This is a genomic window from Brucella tritici (genome assembly GCF_902825325.1).
Taxonomy (GTDB): Bacteria; Pseudomonadota; Alphaproteobacteria; order Rhizobiales; family Rhizobiaceae; genus Brucella.
This window is the reverse complement of record NZ_CADEAR010000008.1, coordinates 19,015-40,049: the sequence shown is the minus strand read 5'-3', so window position 1 is coordinate 40,049 and position 21,035 is coordinate 19,015. Positions and strand designations below refer to the sequence as shown.

The following is a 21,035-nucleotide window of genomic DNA, read 5'->3' as shown; positions in this document are numbered from 1 at the left end:
GATGCGGCATGGTCGCAAATGACATGCCGACGAAATGGAGGCTAAGACCATGGACAGACATATATTCACCGAAAACGAATTCGCCCATCTCGGCGAAGGTGAAATTGCCTATGTGCGCAAGATCCGTTCAGATGACCTTGCCCGCAGCTTCCCTGCCCTCCCACCGATCGAGCCGGGCCTGGAACTCTGGGCGCTCTTTGGTGCCAGCGGTGAGCCAATTGTGCTCTCTGATGTTCGCGCCACCGCGCTACAGGGTGCACAAGACCACGAACTGCGCACGGTGATGCTGCACTAAAGTTTGATGCGATACCGGCTATCGCCGGTATCGCCACTCCGCACGTACTTTGTGCGGAAGTTTCCAGCGCATGCAATCGCCGCAAGCCATCGTCAGGCAGCAATGTGCTTCTGCTTGGGTAGTATGTTTTCCCTAGAAATTGTTTCTGCAAGCAAACAAACAAAACCGCCGTTCGAGATGAACGGCGGTTTTGTTTACGAGAAACTATTTGAACTCAGGCAGCGTTGGAGGCTGGTTGAGCGGTCAGGAATGAATAAAGTGCCTGCGCGTCATGTGTACCGCGCAATTTGGCAACAGTATCGGCGTCGCGCAGCATACGGGCGATGCGCGAAAGTGCCTTCAGATGATCCGCGCCGGCATTTTCCGGCGCGAGAAGCAGAAAAACAAGATCGACGGGTTGATCGTCCAGCGCCTCGAAATCGACCGGGGTTTCCAGACGAGCGAAGATTCCGGCTATTTTGTTGATATTCGCCAGCTTGCCGTGCGGAATGGCAACGCCATTGCCGACCCCGGTGGAACCGAGGCGCTCACGCTGGAGAATTGTTTCGAAAACTTCACGCTCAGGGAGACCGGTCAGTTCCGCAGCCTTCTCAGACAAAATCTGCAAAAGCTGTTTTTTGGAGCTGGCTTTCAGCGCCGGGATAATCGCCCCGGGCTGAATCAGATCACTAAGATCCATTCTCTCCGTTCCTTCTTCAATCAGGCCTTTGTGGCCCGGTTTGGGGAAGCGCACGCGGCCGCCTAATCGCGATCCGCTGCGTGCGCTTCAGGTTTGCCGTCAGGCGCGAGGCGCGGCCTGGCGGGTGACCATCGATGGATCGACCCAGCCGATATTGCCGTCCGCGCGACGGTAGACGATGTTAACTTCATCATTGCCAGCATTGCGGAACACCAGAACCGGATTTTCAATCAGGTCCAGCTCCACGACCGCCGACGCCACCGACATGGTGCGCAGGGCGACGGACGATTCCGCAACAATTGTCGGCGCGTAATCTGCCGGAAGATCCTCCTCTTCCTCCGACAGCGGTGCCATAACACGATATGCAACGTCATCATAGATCGCATCTGGCTGCGTAGCCGGGCGCGACTTCAGACGGCGCTTATAGCGGCGAAGGCGGGTTTCGATCTTGTCCGCCGCTGCTTCAAAAGCCAGCTGCGGATCCTGCGCGTCGCCAGTGCTTTGCAGGGTTGCACCGCTATCGAGGTGCAAGGTGCAATCCGCACTGTAACGCGAACCGGACTTGGTGACCGTAACCTGTCCGGAAAAGCCATGATCGAAATATTTGCCGACAGCCTCATTCACCCGATCAATGATCCGGGTTGTGAAAGCTTCACCGACGTCCATATGCTTTCCAGATACACGCAGAGTCATTTGGCACACCTCATTTGCGTTACACCACAGGACTCAGTCTAATCACAAGGCGAGCGAAGCGCAAAGCGAACCAGCATCAAAGATGCTTTTCGTCCTGTGCGTTTTCCAACTAAATTCACGGCGCCTGCACGCTTCTCAGGCACACTTTCCGGCGAGGTGTTGAAACACCTTCCGAAAAGCCTTCGAAGTCGTGGCTGCTCCAATCGTTAGCCCCTTTTCGGGATGGTTGCCGCACATCGCTCTGTTACGTAACGCCCCAGTAGCTGGTCCGTTGCCAGGATTGTTCTGGTCCGGCTTCCCCGGAGCGTCACATTGCCCTTCCTTCAAACATATGAACAACCGCAATTTCTTCCAGAAATTACAGCGATATTATCAGACTTTGCCCGCAGAACGCATTCGCCGGAAACGTCCAACCCATGTCTTCATCCCAAAACCGGTACTATTTTGAAAAGACATGCTTCAATTCTGCTTTGGCGTATTTTCGACAGCAGAAATACAAGCGCTTTCTGCTGACATCGCGCCAATTCACGCTGTCGACTTGTCATGAAGCCCCTAAATAAAGGGGGCCAGACATGTGCCGCAGCGCGAGCCGGGCTTCTATTGGGTGAATTGGCGCTTGTCAATTGGTCCTCATGCCAGTTGGTCGTCCTGCAATGCCGCTCTCTCCACAAATCGAGATCGAATTTTTCTGAAAGAGCAGCGCTACAGATCCAAAATTTTAGAGCATTCCTCCCTATTCAAATACGGGAATGACGCTCAAGAGGTACAATCGGTGATTTAAAGCGGTCCCTTCACAGCGCAATTTGTGGAACCGTTCTGGCTACGCAATCAGGAAACCGACGATCTTGCCTTCTTTTCACGCCTGCGCTGAACCGATGAAGCAATATTCATCGATTCCCGATATTTTGCGACCGTTCTCCGCGCGATATCCACACCGTCCTTCTTCAATGCATCTACGATAGCGTCATCGGACAGCACGTCATCGGGCTTTTCAGCATCAATCATCTGGCGGATGCGATGGCGTACACTCTCCGACGAATGAGCGTCGCCGCCCTCGGATGAAGCAATCGAAGCTGTAAAAAAATAGCGCAGTTCAAACACCCCGCGCGGCGTGGCCATGAACTTGTTTGCCGTCACGCGGCTGATGGTCGATTCATGCATACCGACCGCATCGGCGACAGTACGCAGATTGAGCGGTTTCAAGTGGGTCACCCCTTGTCGCAAAAATCCGTCCTGCTGCCGAACTATCTCCTGCGTGACCTTGAGGATAGTGCGCGCACGCTGGTCAAGGCTGCGTACGAGCCAGTTCGCAGTCTGCATGCAGTCCGAGAGAAACGCTTTTTCCTCGGCCTTCACAGACGCACTGACTTCTGCATAGTACTCGTTGTTGACGATGAGACGCGGCATCGCGGCGGCATTCAGCTCGATAGCCCAGCCGCCGTCACGTGATGGCGTCACAAGTGCATCCGGCACGATGGCATCCGCCACAGAAATCTCGAATAATGAACCGGGCTTTGGATCAAGCATGCGAATTTCGGTCAGCATATCGAGAATATCGGCCTGATCGACGCCACACAGCTTCTTGAGCGTCGCGAAGTCGCGCCGCGCCAGAAGATCGAGATTGTCGACCAGCGCCTCCATCGCCGGATCGAACCGATCCTTGAGGCGCAACTGTATCGCCAGGCAATCCCGCAGATCACAAGCAAAAAGGCCAGGCGGATCAAAGCTTTGCATTGTTCCCAAAATGCGCTCGATCTCAACCGTTTCAACGCCCAGATTCTGTGCAAGCGCAATAATATCGATACGCAGATATCCGCCTTCGTCCAGCGCGTCGGCAAGTGCTGTCGCGATGAAGCGGTCTGTTGCTCTGGAAAACGTCAGCGCGATCTGTTCTGCCACATATTCACTCAGCGAAACCCGGCTGGCTGTGACTTGATCTATGTCATAGCCACTGCCTGAAACATATCCGTCGCCAATTGACGATTTCCATTGTGCGGCAAGATCGGGGCCGATCTCGTCAAAGCGACCCGGATCGTCTGGAAAGATATTTTCAAGCGAACTGTCGAAAGTGGATGAGAGATTTTCCGCGTCATCCGAAGCATCCGTTTTGAACCAGTCGCCGTCCGACATATCGTCGGATGCCAGATCGTCATCGCCGGTTTCAGTACTTTCCCGCACTGGTTCCGCGCTCGAAAAATCATCATTCGCTGCCTCAATTCGATCCAGCAGCGGATTTTTTTCGATTTCAACATCGAGAAACTGTTCGAGCTCAATATGCGTCATCTGCAGCAGCTTGATCGACTGCATCAGCTGCGGTGTCATCACCAGCGATTGCGATTGACGGAAATCGAGCTTGGTCGACAGAGCCATGCGACGCGTTATTCTCCCCCGGTTAAACCCTGTCAATCATTGCCGAGCACACGGTCAACGCCCACGCTACCTTGACAGCAAACTTGCCTTCAGACGGCATTCCATCGACATGGGACCTGTGAGTCCATACAGAAGAATAAGCCGCCCGCTCGCAGCCGTTTTAGACTGAAAGCGTATTTGAATGAAAACTGGTATGAACCTTGCTTGTCAATTCAGAATGTGCAGTTTTGGGACAAAAGGGGAAATAGTCGCGATTCCGCTGCACTTTCTGCAACCTTGCACAGAACCTGACAGGCCCGAACCGATGCCCAGTCAGAGTGAGGCACTTCCGAAGGAAAGCGAGACGACCTGAAAATGCCCTGAATATTAAAGTGTGAATTGATCGCCGAGATAGAGCCTGCGCACGTCTGGATTGGCGACGATTTCGGCAGGACGACCATGTGTCAGCACCTGACCGGCGTGAATAATGTAGGCGCGGTCGATAAGGCCGAGCGTTTCACGCACATTATGGTCAGTAATCAGAACGCCGATACCGCGGCTGGTCAGATGGCGAACGAGCTGCTGGATATCCGAAACGGCGATCGGATCGACGCCGGCAAAAGGCTCATCGAGCAGCATGAAGTTTGGGCGTGATGCCAGCGCACGCGCAATTTCGAGACGACGACGCTCGCCGCCTGAAAGAGAAATGGCAGGCGCCTTGCGCAGATGAGCGATGTGAAACTCTTCCAACAGCGCATCCAGTTCGGAAGCGCGCTTGGAACGATCCTTTTCTACCACTTCCAACACGGCCTTGATGTTGTTTTCCACCGAAAGGCCACGGAAAATAGAGGCTTCCTGCGGCAAATAACCGATGCCCAGGCGGGAACGACGATACATCGGCATCGACGTAACATCGAAACCGTCGATCTCGATGGAACCGGCATCAGCCGGGACCAGACCCGTCACCATATAGAAGCAAGTGGTCTTGCCTGCGCCGTTCGGCCCTAGAATACCGACAGCCTCGCCCGCACGTACACCGAACGACACGCCATTGACAACCTGCCGTCCGCGATAGCTCTTGCAGAGACCGCGCGCCACCAGCGTACCCTTGAGGCGCGTCGACTTACCCGGCTGGCCGGGCATCGCGCCCGCGACATCGGATGGTGCGTTGACATTTTGCGATGCGTCTTGCGGCCCGTCAGCCTTCTTGTTCCAGAACAATCCCACGCCTGCTCCGGTCAGTTCTGCTTGGGCGCAGCACCGCCCTGCTGTTGATCTTTCGGAGCCATGATGATCGACACGCGACCCTTGGTCTGACCCTTGCAGCTTTCGACATTGGCGCGGCCAGTATCGAGATGCGCCGTCAGCTTGCAACCGGTCACGACATTGTCGCCATCGGTCAGGACCACTTTCTGTCCCTGAAGAACCATCACCTGGTTTTTCGCATCATAACGACCGGTATCGCCAGTTGCGACCTGCGTGCCAGATTTGAGATAAACTTTTCCGGAGATGTCGATGTGATCGATACTTGATGAATCAAGGCCTCCGACGCCAGCACTTGCCGGTTCCGGGGCTTGCGCCTCGCCGTCTTTCTTGGCTTTATTGTAATAAACGGTCATCTGCCCGGCCTTCAGCAAGGCATCGCCCTGCGAAACGGCAACATTGCCGGTAAATACGGCAATACCTTCCTTGTCGCGCATCTCCAGCTTGTCAGCGTCGATCTTGACCGGCGCCTTGCTGTTGGAAAGCTTCAAGCCGTTCACCGCCGCACCTTCCTGCGCCAAAGAGGCCGTCGGAGCCGCGACAAGCCCAAGCGCCAGAACTGCAAATCCCATCCGCAAAGTGCGGGCCATCGTACCCTTGTTCATCTTGCCCGTCTCGCGTTCCATATATCTTCAGCTCCCCGAAGCATTCGGCCCTCCCTGGGCCAACATGCGGTCAGACGCAACATTAAGCACTTTGCAGCCAAATGGGAACATTCGGCATCGCAGAATGCGATCAAAAAAGCGGTTTAGAGCCTGTAGCACCCTGACAGCATCAGAATCACGCTCTAACAATTTGTTTTCGAGCACATTTCAATCTGAAAATTAACTTCAGAATGCACTCAAGCGCCGCACAGATATTAATCGGTCCGAACGATTCCCTGTCTCAAATCAGGCAACCTTCTCAGGGAGCCTTGTTGGGCGAAACAACGCTGCCGTCAACAGTCATTCGAACCTTGTTCTCGAAAATGAGAACCTTGCCGTTGTCCTTGACCTGCATGCTGTCGGCCAGAATATGCGTGCTGCCGCTACGGATATCGACGGGCTTGTCGGTCGTGATCTGCCCGCTCTTGAGGTTTACGTCCGCAGAACGCAACACCGCACGTAAACCGTCATCTGTTGTAACAATAAAGTCCTTATCAAGTTGCAAACGTCCATTGGCATTATCGTAAATGCCGGATGTTGCCTCGACTTTGGCCGTGCCCTTTTCACCAACAGGCAGCTCGGCCGAAATGCCTTCAAGCGCAATCGCGCCGCTGTTCTTCGCGTCCTGCGTCGCCTTCGCCGCAGTCATCGAATAGGGACGATTATCCTTGGTATAACCGTTGAGATGCGGGCTAGTCATGACGAGCTTGCCGCTTTCGCCACCATTATTCACTTCCACCTTTACAGGCGTATTCGGCGTTGCAAGAAACGTGTACCATGAAAACACAGCACCAACGATAATCGCTGCTACCGGAAGCGCAGTTTTCAACACCCGGACGCGAACGGAATGACGCTGCGCAGCATGGAAAAGCGACTCGGCTTTCTCCGACGCACCAAAACGCATGCCACCTGCGCCGCGACCCGGAGCGGTCGCGTTCTGCGGCGCATGACTATGTGTGGTGTCGGCAGTCATCTTGCGTTCGATTCCTCAACGGCTTTCATAGAATTCGGCAATAAGCGCGTCTGTGTCGCGCTTTTTCATTTCAATAAGGTTTATTTGGGGTGAAATAGTCGGCCGCTCAATAGCTTTATACCGCGCAAAACACCGCACCCGCCTCGCAGATAAGGAGCAGGAACGGTTTATGCCTTTGATAATTCAGCCCAATTTGCACTCCACTAAATTAAGTAGAATGCTAATCAACTCTTTGATACCACATAACAACCCCGAATTACAGCAGAACGTAATACAGTTTCCGCGCGTTCACGCGCTATGTCTGATGGCGACGAGAAGAATTCGACGCTGTTTCATTACAATAGGTATTTCGAGTACTATCTTAGCCAGACCGGCTTATCGAAGAGACTTGCCGCATGCCTTCATTCGAGGCAAAAGGTGACTAGTCAGGCGCAAGCCGCGCTATTTGAACGAACGGATGGACGGGAATGGCTCAGGACGCCGAAGCAATCATCGAACGCCGGAAACTGCGCAGAAAACTGACAATCTGGCGTGGAGCCTTCCTGCTTTTGATAGCAGCTTTGATCGCCGTATTCGCTTCATGGTCCTTGCGTGGCACCAATTTCAACCAGCCGCATATCGCCAAGGTTCGCATTGAAGGCACGATCTTCGAGAACGAGGAATTGCTGAAGCGCCTCGACAAGATAGCCAAGGACGATGCCGTCAAGGGTGTGATTCTGGTTCTCGATTCGCCCGGTGGAACGACGGTGGGCGGCGAAGCGATTTTCGAAGCCGTGCGCAAGATTGCCGAGAAAAAGCCGGTCGTCACGCAGGTAGGAACACTTGCCGCCTCCGCCGGTTACATGATTGCCAGCGCATCCGACCATATCGTCGCGCGGCAGACATCCATCGTTGGTTCAATCGGAGTTCTGTTCCAATATCCCGATGTCTCGAAGCTTCTCGATACGATCGGCGTGAAGGTCGAAACCATCAAATCGTCGCCACTCAAGGCAGAACCCAATTATTTCAGCCCGGCCAGCGAAGAAGCCAAGGGTATGATCCGCAACATGATTATGGATTCCTATGCATGGTTCGTGGACATTGTCGAAAAGCGCCGTTCGTTTACGCATGAACAGGCGCTGGCGCTGGCCAATGGGGCAGTGTTTACGGGACGACAGGCACTGGACAAGAAACTGATCGACGGGTTGGGTGGTGAAGAAGAGGCCATTGCCTGGCTCGCAAGCAAGGGGCTCTCCAAGGATCTGCCGCGTCTTGAGTGGAAGCCAGTCAGCAGTGACACGGGTTTCTCGCTCCGCGATCTCGTCATTCATGCTGGCGCCCGCCTTATCGGTGTGCCACAGGAAGCAGACGGCATATTGAAGGAGATTGCCAAGGAACGCATCTTTCTTGACGGACTTCTCTCGGTTTGGCACGTTGACGGTACGCCTGAAGCGAATTGACGCCAGCCGGGCAAACTTACACAATATCCGGTAGATACCGGATGAAACAAACAGAAGAACAGGGGTTTAAAGCCGTGATCAAATCGGAACTCGTTCAGATTATCGCCAGCCGTAATCCGCATCTCTTTCAGCGCGATGTTGAAAACATCGTGGGCGCGGTATTCGACGAGATCACAAACGCCCTTGCGGATGGCAATCGCGTTGAGTTGCGCGGCTTCGGTGCCTTTTCGGTGAAGAACCGCCCTGCCCGCAGCGGCCGCAATCCGCGCACCGGCGAAACCGTGGACGTGGAAGAAAAGTGGGTTCCCTTCTTCAAGACCGGCAAGGAACTGCGCGACCGTCTCAACGGCGCAGTCTGATAGACACCATGGCGGCTAAACGCATCATCGCCATCATCGTTCTCGTGCCGCTTGCAGTGGTTCTGATTGCGTTGTCGGTTGCCAATCGCGCATCGGTGCAGTTCACGATCGATCCATTCAACCCGGGCAATCCCGCCCTGTCCTATAATGCACCACTGTTCCTATGGCTGTTTGGTGCACTTCTTCTCGGTGTTGTCATCGGTTCCCTGGTGACCTGGCTCACGCAGGGCAAGCATCGCCGCAAGGAGCGGATGTATAAACAGGAAGCCGCGCGCCTGCTTGAACGGAGCACCGCCGCCGAAAAGCGTAATATATCGGTCGTGAACTCCTGAAACGCCCGCTATTCTCAAACCCCGGGAGCAAAACTTCCGGGGTTTCATGGCCGAAATACCCTTTGTGAGCGTTTGAACGTCGTTTTCCCCTTTCGCGCTGGCCTTGTTTATCCTACCTAGACCCCAATCATGATGATTGGAGTTTCGGGTGAAAGCGCCAAAGGGAAAAGGCAAAAAGCCGTCGGGCGGCAAACAGGACCGCGGTTTCGAGCGCGCAAGACATGATGCGCCGCGTTCAGAAAACAAATTTGAAGGCCGATTTGATGGCAAGTCTGACAATAAAGGCTCGTCTTTCAAAAAGCCGCGTCCCCAATTCGCCAAGGCTGCACCCAAGCCCGTAGACGACAAGCCTGCCGCTCCGCTTCGCGAAATCAAACCCTATGCCGGTGCACGTCCGGGAGAAAGACTACCGCTCATTCTCGAAACGGAGCCCTCCCCCGATTATGCGCTTCTCGATAGCGGCAACGGGTTGAAGCTTGAGCAATATGGCCCCTATCGGATTGTCCGCCCCGAAGGTCAGGCGATCTGGTTGCCAAGCCTGCCGCAGAAAGAGTGGGATCAGGCCGATGCCGTCTTCACCGGCAACACCGACGAGGAAGGCATGGGGCGCTGGGCGTTTCCAAAAGAGCCGCTCGGCGAAACCTGGCCGATGCAGCACGACGGCATTTCCTTTCATGGCCGGTTCACGTCATTTCGCCATGTCGGCGTGTTTCCCGAGCAGGCAGCACATTGGTCTTACATGGATGGGCTTATCCGTGAAGGGGTGAAGTCCGGGCGCGGCGTGAAGGTGCTCAATCTGTTCGGCTATACGGGCCTCGCCTCATTGGTAGCGGCACGGGCAGGCGCGGAAGTGACCCATGTGGACGCATCCAAGAAAGCTATTCTCTGGGCGCGTGAAAATCAGGAAATGGCCGGGCTTTCCGATAAGCCGATCCGCTGGATCTGCGAAGATGCGATGAAATTCGTGCAGCGCGAGGAGAGGCGCGGCAGCTTCTACGACATTATCCTGCTCGATCCACCTGCCTATGGGCGTGGCCCGAGCGGTGAAGTCTGGCAGTTGTTCGAACATTTGCCCGCGATGGTCGATACATGTCGGTCCATCCTGACGCCAAAACCATTGGCCGTCATCCTGACTGCCTATTCGATCCGCGCCTCTTTCTTCGCCATTCACGAACTGATGCGCGACCGTTTCACCGGCCTTGGCGGCACGGTCGAATCGGGCGAACTTATTCTGCGCGAACGTTCCAACGATCAGACGGGCGCGCGCGCGCTTTCCACATCCATGTTCAGCCGCTGGGTAGCAAAATGAGCCGTGACGACGATTTTTCCAAAGGCGGCTCTCGTGCCGAATATTCCAAAGTGGGTCAGGTGAAGGAAGTCACCAGCCTCACCAACCCGATTGTGAAAGACCTTCGCTCGCTGGCGCTGAAAAAATTCCGCGACCAGCAGGGCGTATTTCTGGCCGAAGGGCTGAAGCTGGTTATCGATGCGCTGGAACAGGATTGGCGCATCAAGACGCTGGTTTTCGCCAAATCCGGCAAAGGCAACAAACTGGTCGAGCAGGTTGCCGTCCGTACCTTCGCCAAGGGCGGACTTGTGCTGGAAGTGACCGAAAAGATCATGGCTGCCATCACCCGCCGCGACAATCCGCAGATGGTTGTCGGCGTTTTCGAACAGCAATATCGCCCTCTTGCAAGCCTCAAGCCGAAGAACAATGACGTCTATATTGCGCTGGACCGCGTGCGCGACCCCGGCAATCTAGGCACGGTCATCCGCACCGCGGATGCGGTCGGCGCCAAGGGCGTCATTCTGATCGGCGACACCACCGATCCCTATTCGCTGGAAACCGTGCGCGCCACGATGGGCTCGGTCTTTTCCATGCCGCTCTACAAAGTGACGGAAGCCGATTTCCTCAACTGGCGCAAAGGCTTTTCCGGCCTTGTCGTCGGCACCCATCTGAAAGGTGCCGTCGACTATCGCACCATTCCCTATGCCAACAAACCGGTTGTGCTAATGATGGGCAACGAACAGCAGGGCCTTCCTGACAGCCTTGCCGACACTTGCGACAAGCTCGCGCGCATTCCGCAGGCCGGTCGTGCAGATTCTCTCAATCTCGCAATTGCCACCGGGGTCATGCTCTACGAAATTCGTCGCGACGCCCTCACGCTCGATGAAAGGACTTCCGGATGAAGCGACACGCGGTCTGGTCCTCACTTTTCGTCGTCATTCTCACAGTGTTGATCGATCAAGGCGTCAAGCATCTGGTGGAAACAAGGATGGGCTACGGCCAGCAGATTGACCTACTGCCGTTTCTTGCGTTGTTCCGCACGCACAATGAAGGCATTGCCTTCTCGATGCTCGCCTGGCTGCACGACTGGGGACTGGTCGCAATTACCGCCGCCGTCATTGCGTTCGTGCTTTACCTCTGGTGGACCAACGCGCCGGACCGCATTTTCGCACGCTACGGCTTTGCACTCGTCGTCGGCGGTGCCATCGGCAACCTTATCGATCGCGTGATGCACGGTTACGTCGTGGATTATATTCTGTTCCACCTGCCGACCTGGTCATTCGCGGTTTTCAACCTCGCCGACACGTTCATTACCATCGGTGCCGGCCTCATAATTCTGGAGGAATTCCTTGGCTGGCGGCGCGAGCGGGCTGCCCGCTAGCCCACCGGGTTGAACAGTTTCTGCCTTTCGCATAATTTGATCTCTTAAAATTAAAAGCTTTTTGAAGAGGATAAGGTCCAGTCATCCGAATTGACACATTGGTGACATGCTTCTGTCATCGTCGCGTAGCACTGAATCTGTACTGCTTCGGTCGAACTGGACACCTTGTCCATGCAATTGACTGAACGAGGATTGGAATTGGTTAGCTCTCGCTGAAATATCAGTGGGAAAGCCGTTCAGGAATACGTGAATAGACAAATCAGGAGCCATCATCATGACAGTACTGCTTGGAATGGACCAGCAAATCATTGATGATACGGTCATGTCAGGCTTAGAAGCACAACAGGCGCTGTTCGCGTCCAACGGCGACCCCATCGTTCTGGGGCGCATCGGATCGCTGGAAGTACGGCTTGCAAACTCACGCGAGGCCATCGAGGCCGCGCAGGAACTGCGTTTCCGCGTCTTCTTTGACGAAATGGGCGCGCGCCGGGAAAGCATCGAAGCCGTGGAGCTTCGTGATGCCGACCGCTTCGACGCTATTTGCGATCATCTGCTCGTTTACGACACCGCCCTGCCCGTGCCGGAGCACCAGCAGATTGTCGGCACCTATCGTCTGATGCGCAGCGATCAGGCAGAAAAGGCGCTCGGCTTCTATTCTGCCGACGAATACGACGTGCAGCGTCTGGCCCTTTCGCGCCCGAACCTCCGCCTGCTTGAACTGGGACGCTCCTGCGTGAAGGCGGAATACCGCTCCAAGCGCACTGTCGAGCTTCTGTGGCAAGGTGCCTGGGCTTATTGCCGCCGCCATTCCATCGATGTGATGTTCGGCTGCGCGTCGTTCCACGGTGCTGTGCCTGCAGCTCATGCGCTCGGCCTGTCGTTCCTCCATCACAATTGCCGGGCCACCGATGACTGGGACGTTCGCGCCCTGCCCAATCGTTATCAGGCCATGGACCTGATGCCGAAGGAAGCCATCAACAACAAGGTTGCCTTGTTCTCGATGCCGCCTCTGGTAAAGGGATATCTGCGTCTTGGCGCGATGATCGGGGATGGCGCGGTGATTGACGAAGCATTCGGCACGACCGATGTCTTCATCATTCTGCCCATCGAGCGGATTTCCAGCCGCTACATCACCTATTACGGCGCGGAAGCGAACCGCTTTGTGTAAATAAAAAAGGCGAAGCATCTGCTTCGCCTTTTTGCTTCTGAGGCCCAGCTCACGCCTTTCCGGCCAGTTCCTTCAGCTTATAGATCAGGTCCAGCGCTTCTCTGGGCGTCAATTCATCGGGGCTGATGGCCGCGACCGCTTTCACCAGTTCGCTGTCTTTTGCCTGAACCTGCGGTTTCGGTTTTTCCTGCTGCAAGACGACCGAGAACAGCGGCAGATCGTCGATCAGCTTGTCCGCCTTGCCGGAGGTTTCGCCCGCTTCAAGCTGGTGCAACACATCGCGCGCACGATTGACGACCGCTTCCGGCAACCCCGCCAAACGCGCCACCTGCACACCATAGGAGCGGTCGGCGGCACCCTTGGCCACTTCATGCAGGAAGACGACATCGTTGTCCCATTCCTTGACCCGCATGGTGACATTGGAAAGCCGCGCGAGCTTTTCTGAAAGCGCCGTCATTTCATGGAAATGCGTGGCAAACAGTGCACGGCAACGGTTCTTCTCATGCAGATATTCGACCGCCGCCCAGGCAATGGACAGTCCGTCGAACGTCGCTGTACCGCGCCCGATTTCATCAAGGATTACCAGTGAACGCTCGCCCGCCTGATTGAGGATTGCCGCCGTTTCCACCATTTCGACCATGAAGGTCGAGCGCCCCCGCGCCAGATCGTCGGAAGCACCGACACGGCTGAACAGCCGGTCCACGACACCGATCTGCGCAGAACCCGCAGGCACGAATGAGCCCATCTGCGCCATGATCGCAATCAGCGCATTCTGACGCAGGAAGGTCGACTTACCGCCCATGTTCGGACCGGTCAGAAGCCAGATGGCACCATTTCCGCCGTCTGCTTGCGGCGAGAGATCGCAATCATTGGCGACGAACGGATTGGCTGCCTGACGCCGCAGGGCCTGCTCGACGACCGGATGACGACCGGCTACAATGTTGAATGACAGGCTGTCATCGACCTGCGGACGGCAATATCCCTGCTCTTCCGCCAGTACGGCAAGCGATGCCGAGACATCGAACATCGCGAGCGCCGATGCAGCAGCGCGGATGCTATCGGCGTGGGACACGGCCTCCGCCGTCAGTTCTTCAAACACGGCAAGCTCAATGGACAATGCGCGATCGGCAGCATTGGCGATCTTGCTTTCCAGTTCCGCCAGTTCGGTGGTGGTAAAGCGCATGGCATTGGCCATGGTCTGGCGATGGATAAAACGGCTCTTGGCTTCATCCGTATCCGTCATCGCCCCGGCATTGTTGGCCGTCACCTCGATGAAATAACCAAGCACATTGTTATGCTTGATCTTCAGCGATTTGATACCGGTCTCTTCGATATAGTTGGCCTGCAGACCGGCGATCACCCGGCGTGACTGGTCGCGCAAGGCCCGCATCTCGTCGAGTTCGGAATTATAGCCCGCGCGCACAAAACCGCCGTCGCGTTTCAGGAGCGGCAATTCGTCGGCCAAGGCCCGGTCGAGATGAGCCGTGAAGATGGCAGGCATGGCACTGACGGCATCACGGGCATGCGCCAGTTCACCGGGCAGCAACGCGCTTTCCAGCAGGCCCGCAATGACATGCGCAGCTTCGAAGCCTCGGGCAAGGCTACCCAGATCGCGCGGCCCGCCGCGCCCAACGGCAAGACGCGAGAGTCCGCGCGGCATATCTGGCACGCCCTTCAGTTCAGCACGCATGGCTTCGCAAAGCGACTGTTCGCTCAGGAACCAGGAAACGGAATCGAGCCGCAGCGCGATTTCCTTCGGATTGGTCAGCGGTGCGGTCAAGCGTTCGGCGAGAAGCCGCGCGCCACCACCCGTCACCGTGCGATCAACCGCCTTCAGCAAACTGCCGTCGCGATTGCCAGACATAGTGCGGGCAAGTTCAAGACTGGCGCGTGTGGCCGGGTCGATGAAAAGTGTGCCGCCCTCATGCTCGCGTTCGGGCCGCATCAAGGGCGGACGCTCGGAAATCTGCGTCTTTTCGATGTAGGCGATTGCCCCGGAAATGGCTGAAAGTTCAGGACGGCTGAACTGGCCAAAACCATCCAATGTCGCGACGTTGAAATAGCGCTGGATTCGCGCTTCCGCAGCCGCGCTGTCAAAGAGAGTCGCCGGTTGCGGCGTTACCGCCTTGCCGACCAGATCGAAGACCGGACGCAGTTCCTCATCATGGAAGGCGTTGTCAGCCACGACCAGTTCACGCGGGTCCACCCGCATCACATCGGCGAAAAGCCGGTCCGATGTGGTTTCCGCCACGCGGAACGTTCCGGTAGAAATATCGATCCAGGCGAGCGCCAGCGCACCGTCGCCGCGCGTACGCCCCATCGCCATCAGGAAATTGGCTTCGGATGGGTCCAGCAATTTTTCTTCGGTCAGCGTGCCCGGTGTGACGAGACGGATCACATCGCGCTTCACCACCGATTTAGAGCCACGCTTCTTCGCCTCTGCCGGATCTTCCACCTGTTCGCAGACCGCGACGCGATAGCCCTTGGTGATCAGCTTCTGCAGATAATCGTCGGCAGCATGGACAGGCACACCACACATGGGGATATCCTCGCCCAGATGCTTGCCGCGCTTTGTGAGCGTGATGCCCAAAGCCGCAGAGGCCTCCACTGCATCATCGAAGAACAGTTCGTAAAAATCGCCCATGCGATAGAAGAGCAGCGAATCGACATTCGCCGCCTTGATCTCAATATATTGTTCCATCATGGGCGTCAGGCGAACGGGCGCTGCCTCGGCGGTGTTTTCTTCCGCTTCCGAGCTATGTTCGTTAGCCGTCGTTTCCATTTAAAAACCTTCATTTATTGCTTAGCCGAGGAGGCTAAAGTTATAAAATTTCGTATTCCATCGTTTTTGGATGAATATCTATTCCTCGAAGCACTGTTTACACGATGCGTGACTGGCGCTATCGAGGTTCTCCCGCAGATGAAACCGGAGGGAACATGCCAGCCTCGACGCCGAAGGGCAACACATCAGAACGCGCACCCACAGCCAGTGAGAAGGAAGCGCTAGACTTTCACGCGCAGGGCCGCCCGGGCAAGCTGGAGATCAACCCCACCAAGCCCATGACCACGCAGCGCGATCTGTCGCTCGCCTATTCTCCGGGCGTTGCCGTGCCGGTAAAGGCAATCGCCGAAGACGCCGCCCGCGCCTATGACTATACAGCCAAGGGCAATCTGGTCGCCGTCATCTCGAACGGCACCGCCATTCTCGGCCTCGGCAACCTTGGTGCGCTCGCATCCAAGCCGGTGATGGAAGGCAAGGCCGTGCTGTTCAAGCGCTTTGCCGATGTCGATTCCATCGATCTAGAAGTCGATACGACCGACATCGATGCCTTCATCAATGCGGTACGCTATCTCGGACCATCGTTTGGCGGCATCAATCTGGAAGATATCAAAGCGCCCGACTGCTTCATTATCGAGCAGCGCCTGCGCGAATTGATGGACATTCCGGTTTTCCACGACGACCAGCACGGAACGGCTATCATCGCCGCTGCCGGCCTCATCAATGCGCTGCATCTGACCGGTCGCGACATGAAGACGACGAAGCTCGTCTGCAATGGCGCGGGTTCGGCGGGTATTGCCTGTATCGAACTCATCAAAGCGATGGGGTTTGCCTCGGAAAACGTCATCCTGTGCGACACCAAGGGCGTCGTCTATCAGGGTCGTGAAGAGGGCATGAACCAGTGGAAATCCGCACATGCCGTGAAGACCGACAAGCGATCCCTCGCAGATGCCATGAACGGCGCGGATGTCGTGTTCGGTCTTTCGGCCAAAGGCGCGTTCACCGAAGACATGGTCCGTTCCATGGCGCCGAACCCGATCATCTTCGCCATGGCCAATCCCGACCCGGAAGTCACGCCTGAAGAAGTGGCGCGCATCCGTGATGACGCCATCGTTGCCACCGGTCGCTCGGACTATCCGAACCAGGTCAACAATGTCCTTGGCTTCCCCTACATCTTCCGTGGCGCACTCGACGTTCGTGCAACCACCATCAACGACGCGATGAAGATCGCTGCCGTCAATGCGCTGGCCGAGCTTGCCCGTGAGGATGTGCCGGACGATGTAGTTGCCGCCTATCAGGGCAGTCGTCCGCGTTTTGGTCCGAACTATATCATTCCGGTGCCGTTCGATCCGCGCCTGCTTGCGTCCGTCTCGGCTGCGGTCGCCAAGGCAGCGATGGAAACCGGCGTTGCCGGACGCGCCATTGCCGACATCGAAGGTTACAAGCGCGAATTGTCGGCGCGTCGCGATCCGATCGCTTCCACCTTGCGCGGCATCTATGAACGTGTCCGCCGTCAGCCGAAGCGCATCGTCTTTGCCGAAGGCGAAGAAGAACAGGTGATGCGTGCCGCCGTTTCCTACGTCAATCAGGGTCTCGGCACCGCTATTCTGGTCGGCCGCGAGGAACGGGTAAAGGATACGGCGAAGGCTGCCGGTCTCGATCTCGACCGTCCGGGCATCGAAATCATCAATGCACGCCTGTCGAGCCGCAATGCCGCCTATGCCGACTATCTCTACGAGAAACTGCAGCGCAAAGGCTATCTGACACGCGATTGCCACCGTCTCATCAACAATGACCGCAATCATTTTGCGGCCTGCATGGTGGCGCTTGGCGATGCCGATGGCATGGTGACGGGCGTGACCCGAAATTATGCGACGGGTCTGGACGACGTGCGCCGTGTGATCGATTCCAAGCCCGGCCACCGCATGGTCGGTGTTTCCATCGCGCTTTGTCGCGGACGCACGGTGTTCATCGCCGATACCGCCGTACACGAAATGCCGACCGCAGCCGAGCTTGCCGATATTGCGGTTGAAGCTGCAGGTATGGCGCGCCGCATGGGTTATGTGCCGCGTGTCGCACTGACCGCTTTCTCGACTTTCGGCCATATGGGCGGTGAACGTTCCGCGCGCATTCAGGAGGCCGTCCGCATTCTGGCGACGCGTCATGTCGATTTCGAATTTGACGGCGAAATGAGTGCCGATGTGGCTTTAAACCCGAAGCTGATGGAACAGTATCCTTTCATCCGCCTGTCGGGCCCGGCCAATGTGATCGTCACGCCGGACAATCATTCAGCCTCAATTGCCGCCGACATGCTGCAGGAATTGGGTGGTGCGACGATCATCGGCCCATTGCTCGTCGGCCTCGACAAGCCAGCGCAGATCGTCACCATCGGCGCGAAGGATTCCGACATCGTCAATATGGCGGCAATCACCGCCTATAACGCGACGAACTGAAAAAACCGCGAAGAGTAATACAAAGGCCGGGTTTCCCCGGCCTTTGCTTTTGGATATTCATCATCCATAAAAGCGGCTATAGGATAGCCATCGTCCACTATCCTTTTCTCCGCAAACCGGATCTACATGCCGCATGAGCGCACACGACCTTAAGCTGGAAGAGATCGTCAATCCCGAGACGCTACGCCGCAAGCTCAACGAACTGGCGGATTCCACGGACGAAAACTACACCAGTCCTACCGTACGAAAAGTGGTACTTCAGGCTCTGAAGGATGCTTTGGTGCGTGGTCGCGCCAATGCGGAAGGCATGCTGATGAAGGATGGCGGCGGCACGCTATGCGCCAAACGCCTTTCCTTTCTCATGGATACGCTGATTGAGGCGCTGTTCGAATTCGCCACTACCAAAGCCTATCCGATGGTCAATCCGTCAAAGGCCGAGAACATGGCCATCATCGCGGTTGGTGGTTATGGACGTGGAGGACTGGCGCCGGGGTCGGATATCGATCTCCTGTTTCTGCTGCCCTACAAGCAGACCCCCTGGGGTGAGCAGGTTGTCGAATACATGCTGTACATGCTGTGGGACATGGGGTTGAAAGTCGGTCATTCCACGCGCAACATTGATGAGTGCATTCGTCTTTCGCGCGAGGACATGACGATACGCACGGCAATTCTCGATGCGCGGTTTCTAACCGGCAATCGCGAGCTCTTCAGAACGCTTGTTACCCGCTTCGACGAGGAAATCGTCAAGGATACCGGCCCGGAATTCATTCAGGCCAAGCTTGCCGAACGCGATCAGCGCCATCGCAAGGCAGGCGAAACCCGCTATCTGGTTGAACCGAATGTCAAGGAAGGCAAGGGCGGCCAGCGCGACCTGCATACGCTGTTCTGGATCACCAAATACTTTTACCGCGTCAAAACGAAGGAAGAACTGGTCAAGCTTGGTGTTCTGTCACGAGCCGAGCTGAAGCTGTTCAACAAGGCGGAAGATTTTCTCTGGGCGGTGCGGTGCCACATGCATTTCGCGACGCTCAAAGCCGAAGAACGCCTGTCCTTCGACATACAGCCTGAAATTGCCGAACGCCTTGGATATACGGCGCATCCCGGCCAGAACTATGTCGAACGCTTCATGAAGCATTATTTCCTCGTGGCAAAAGATGTGGGCGACCTCACTCGCATCATCTGTGCCGCGCTGGAGGAACAGCAGGCCAAGCATGTGCCGGGCTTCAACCGCATCTTCCTCACTTTCTCGCGGCGCAAGCGCAAGCTTTCCGCAGACGGCGACTTCGTTTCGGAAAATCACCGCATCAACATCGCACGGCCGGAGGTTTTCAAGGAAGACCCGGTCAATATCCTCCGTCTCTTCCATTTGGCCGACAAGCACGGGCTGGAATTTCACCCCGAAGCGATGCAGAGCCTCACCCGCTCGCTGAAACTCATCAATTCCGATCTGCGTGAAAATCCCGAAGCCAACAAGCTTTTCCTCGAAATCCTGACTTCGCCGCGCAACCCCGAACTCATTCTACGCCGCATGAACGAATCCGGTGTGCTCGGAAAATTCATTCCGGACTTCGGCAAGATCGTCGCCATGATGCAGTTCAACATGTATCACCATTATACGGTAGACGAGCATTTGTTGCGCTGCATCGCCGTGCTTTCGGAAATCGAGCATGGCGAACTGGAAAACGAGCACCCGCTTTCAAACCATCTCATCACCACGATCAAGCGCGACCGCAACCTGCTTTATGTGGCGCTGCTCTTGCACGACATTGCCAAGGGGCGCCCGGAAGATCATTCTGTCGCTGGCGCGCGCATCGCCCGCAGGCTGGGACCACGGCTGGGTCTTACCCCTACCGAAACGGAAACCGTCGAATGGCTTGTGCGCGAGCATCTCACCATGAGCATGGTGGCACAGTCGCGTGATCTCAATGATCGCAAGACCATCATCGACTTCGCAGACACAGTGCAGACCATGGAGCGGTTGAAGCTTCTCCTGATCCTGACCGTCTGCGACATCAAGGCGGTTGGCCCCGGCGTATGGAATGGCTGGAAGGGCCAGCTTCTGCGCACACTCTTCTACGAAACCGAACTGGTCCTGACCGGCGGCTTTTCGGAATTGTCGCGCGCCGACCGCGACCATCAGGCGCGAGAAGCGCTTGCCGAACGGCTTTCCGATTGGCCGAAGGACAAGCGCGATGCCTATCTGGCGCTTCACTACACCAACTATTTTCTGACCGTCAGTCTCGAGGATCAGGTCCGGCACGCCCATTTCATTCGCGAAGCTGATCGCGAAGAACGGGCGCTGGCCACCATGGCCAAGCCGCATACTTTCGAGGCAGTTACGGAAATTACGGTGCTGGCGCCCGACCATCCACGCCTGTTGTCGATCATCACCGGTGCCTGCGCAGCGGCAGGAGCCAACATCGTTGACGCGCAGATTTTCACCACTGGTGATGGACGCGCACTTGATACCATCCTCATCAGCCGCGAGTTCGACACTGACGATGACGAACGCCGCCGTGCGGAACGTGTCGGAAAGGTCATCGAGGATGTATTGTCCGGCAAGGCCCATCTGCCCGACGTGCTCGCCAGGCGTACCAAGCCGAAGAAGGCAGCCAAGGCTTTCAAGGTGGAGCCGCGTGTTGAGATCAACAACACGCTCTCCAACAAGTTTACCGTCATCGAGGTGGAAGGTCTGGACAGGCCCGGTTTGCTTTCAGAACTGACCGGCCTTATTTCCGATCTTTCGCTGGATATTGCATCGGCTCATATCACCACCTTCGGCGAGAAAGTGATCGACAGTTTTTACGTGACTGACCTTGTGGGCCACAAGATTTCAAACGCCACCCGCCAGGGTAATATCAGGCGCAAGCTGCTTGGTGTTCTGAGCGGAGATTCTGGCAATAAGACAAACGGTCGCTCGTCGCAGGCCGCAGCATAGGT

Annotated in this window: 17 protein-coding genes; 10 read left to right on the top strand and 7 right to left on the bottom strand. The window is 56.3% G+C overall.

Features of this window, described 5'->3' with window-relative positions; genetic code table 11:
- Window positions 1–49: 49 nt before the first annotated feature.
- A complete protein-coding gene (locus HWX93_RS13150; RefSeq protein WP_176037587.1) occupies window positions 50–295 on the top strand; it encodes a DUF1150 family protein in 246 nt (81 codons plus the stop codon).
- Window positions 296–509: 214 nt separating this feature from the next.
- Here the strand turns inward: HWX93_RS13150 and ptsN are convergent, their stop codons facing one another.
- The 6 genes from ptsN to lptC form a co-directional block, all read right to left on the bottom strand.
- A complete protein-coding gene (gene ptsN, locus HWX93_RS13145) occupies window positions 510–974 on the bottom strand; it encodes a PTS IIA-like nitrogen regulatory protein PtsN (RefSeq protein ID WP_006465889.1) in 465 nt (154 codons plus the stop codon).
- Between the two features lie 99 nt (window positions 975–1,073).
- Window positions 1,074–1,667, bottom strand: a complete 594-nt coding sequence (gene hpf / locus HWX93_RS13140) for a ribosome hibernation-promoting factor, HPF/YfiA family (protein WP_010658005.1) — start codon at window positions 1,665–1,667, stop codon at window positions 1,074–1,076.
- A gap of 828 nt (window positions 1,668–2,495) precedes the next feature.
- Complete coding sequence (gene rpoN / locus HWX93_RS13135) at window positions 2,496–4,037, bottom strand: RNA polymerase factor sigma-54 (protein WP_176037586.1); 1,542 nt, start codon at window positions 4,035–4,037, stop codon at window positions 2,496–2,498.
- Window positions 4,038–4,403: 366 nt separating this feature from the next.
- Window positions 4,404–5,243 (bottom strand): LPS export ABC transporter ATP-binding protein, encoded by an 840-nt coding sequence (lptB, locus tag HWX93_RS13130; RefSeq protein WP_010658003.1) that lies wholly within the window; start codon window positions 5,241–5,243, stop codon window positions 4,404–4,406.
- 11 nt (window positions 5,244–5,254) lie between these two features.
- Window positions 5,255–5,905: an LptA/OstA family protein gene (locus HWX93_RS13125; protein WP_109985890.1), complete on the bottom strand. Its 651-nt coding sequence runs from the start codon at window positions 5,903–5,905 to the stop codon at window positions 5,255–5,257.
- Window positions 5,906–6,182: 277 nt separating this feature from the next.
- Entirely contained in the window at window positions 6,183–6,896 is a 714-nt protein-coding gene (gene lptC, locus HWX93_RS13120) for an LPS export ABC transporter periplasmic protein LptC (protein WP_109985889.1), read from the bottom strand.
- Between the two features lie 467 nt (window positions 6,897–7,363).
- Between lptC and sppA the strand changes: the two genes are divergently transcribed.
- The 7 genes from sppA to HWX93_RS13085 all read left to right on the top strand — a co-directional run bounded on the left by sppA (window position 7,364) and on the right by HWX93_RS13085 (window position 12,863).
- Window positions 7,364–8,335, top strand: coding sequence for a signal peptide peptidase SppA (sppA, locus tag HWX93_RS13115; RefSeq protein ID WP_176037585.1), 972 nt, complete (start codon window positions 7,364–7,366; stop codon window positions 8,333–8,335).
- A gap of 74 nt (window positions 8,336–8,409) precedes the next feature.
- Window positions 8,410–8,694 (top strand): integration host factor subunit beta, encoded by a 285-nt coding sequence (locus tag HWX93_RS13110; RefSeq protein WP_061344837.1) that lies wholly within the window; start codon window positions 8,410–8,412, stop codon window positions 8,692–8,694.
- Between the two features lie 8 nt (window positions 8,695–8,702).
- Entirely contained in the window at window positions 8,703–9,026 is a 324-nt protein-coding gene (locus HWX93_RS13105) for a lipopolysaccharide assembly protein LapA domain-containing protein (RefSeq protein WP_061344836.1), read from the top strand.
- Window positions 9,027–9,174: 148 nt separating this feature from the next.
- Entirely contained in the window at window positions 9,175–10,335 is a 1,161-nt protein-coding gene (locus HWX93_RS13100) for a class I SAM-dependent rRNA methyltransferase (protein ID WP_176037584.1), read from the top strand.
- Complete coding sequence (locus HWX93_RS13095) at window positions 10,332–11,216, top strand: TrmH family RNA methyltransferase (protein WP_176037583.1); 885 nt, start codon at window positions 10,332–10,334, stop codon at window positions 11,214–11,216. Before HWX93_RS13100 ends, HWX93_RS13095 begins: the two co-directional genes overlap by 4 nt.
- Window positions 11,213–11,695, top strand: a complete 483-nt coding sequence (gene lspA / locus HWX93_RS13090) for a signal peptidase II (protein ID WP_140020326.1) — start codon at window positions 11,213–11,215, stop codon at window positions 11,693–11,695. Before HWX93_RS13095 ends, lspA begins: the two co-directional genes overlap by 4 nt.
- A gap of 274 nt (window positions 11,696–11,969) precedes the next feature.
- Window positions 11,970–12,863 carry a GNAT family N-acetyltransferase gene (locus HWX93_RS13085; RefSeq protein WP_167394094.1) on the top strand — a complete coding sequence of 298 codons (894 nt, stop codon included), beginning with the start codon at window positions 11,970–11,972 and terminating at the stop codon, window positions 12,861–12,863.
- A 49-nt stretch (window positions 12,864–12,912) separates the two neighbouring features.
- Here HWX93_RS13085 and mutS read toward each other — a convergent pair whose 3' ends face one another.
- Complete coding sequence (gene mutS, locus HWX93_RS13080; RefSeq protein WP_176037582.1) at window positions 12,913–15,645, bottom strand: DNA mismatch repair protein MutS; 2,733 nt, start codon at window positions 15,643–15,645, stop codon at window positions 12,913–12,915.
- A gap of 155 nt (window positions 15,646–15,800) precedes the next feature.
- On the opposite strand from mutS, the gene HWX93_RS13075 reads away from it, so the two are divergent.
- A complete protein-coding gene (locus tag HWX93_RS13075; RefSeq protein WP_176037581.1) occupies window positions 15,801–18,095 on the top strand; it encodes an NADP-dependent malic enzyme in 2,295 nt (764 codons plus the stop codon).
- 133 nt (window positions 18,096–18,228) lie between these two features.
- Window positions 18,229–21,033 carry a [protein-PII] uridylyltransferase gene (locus HWX93_RS13070; protein ID WP_176037580.1) on the top strand — a complete coding sequence of 935 codons (2,805 nt, stop codon included), beginning with the start codon at window positions 18,229–18,231 and terminating at the stop codon, window positions 21,031–21,033.
- Window positions 21,034–21,035 lie beyond the last annotated feature (2 nt).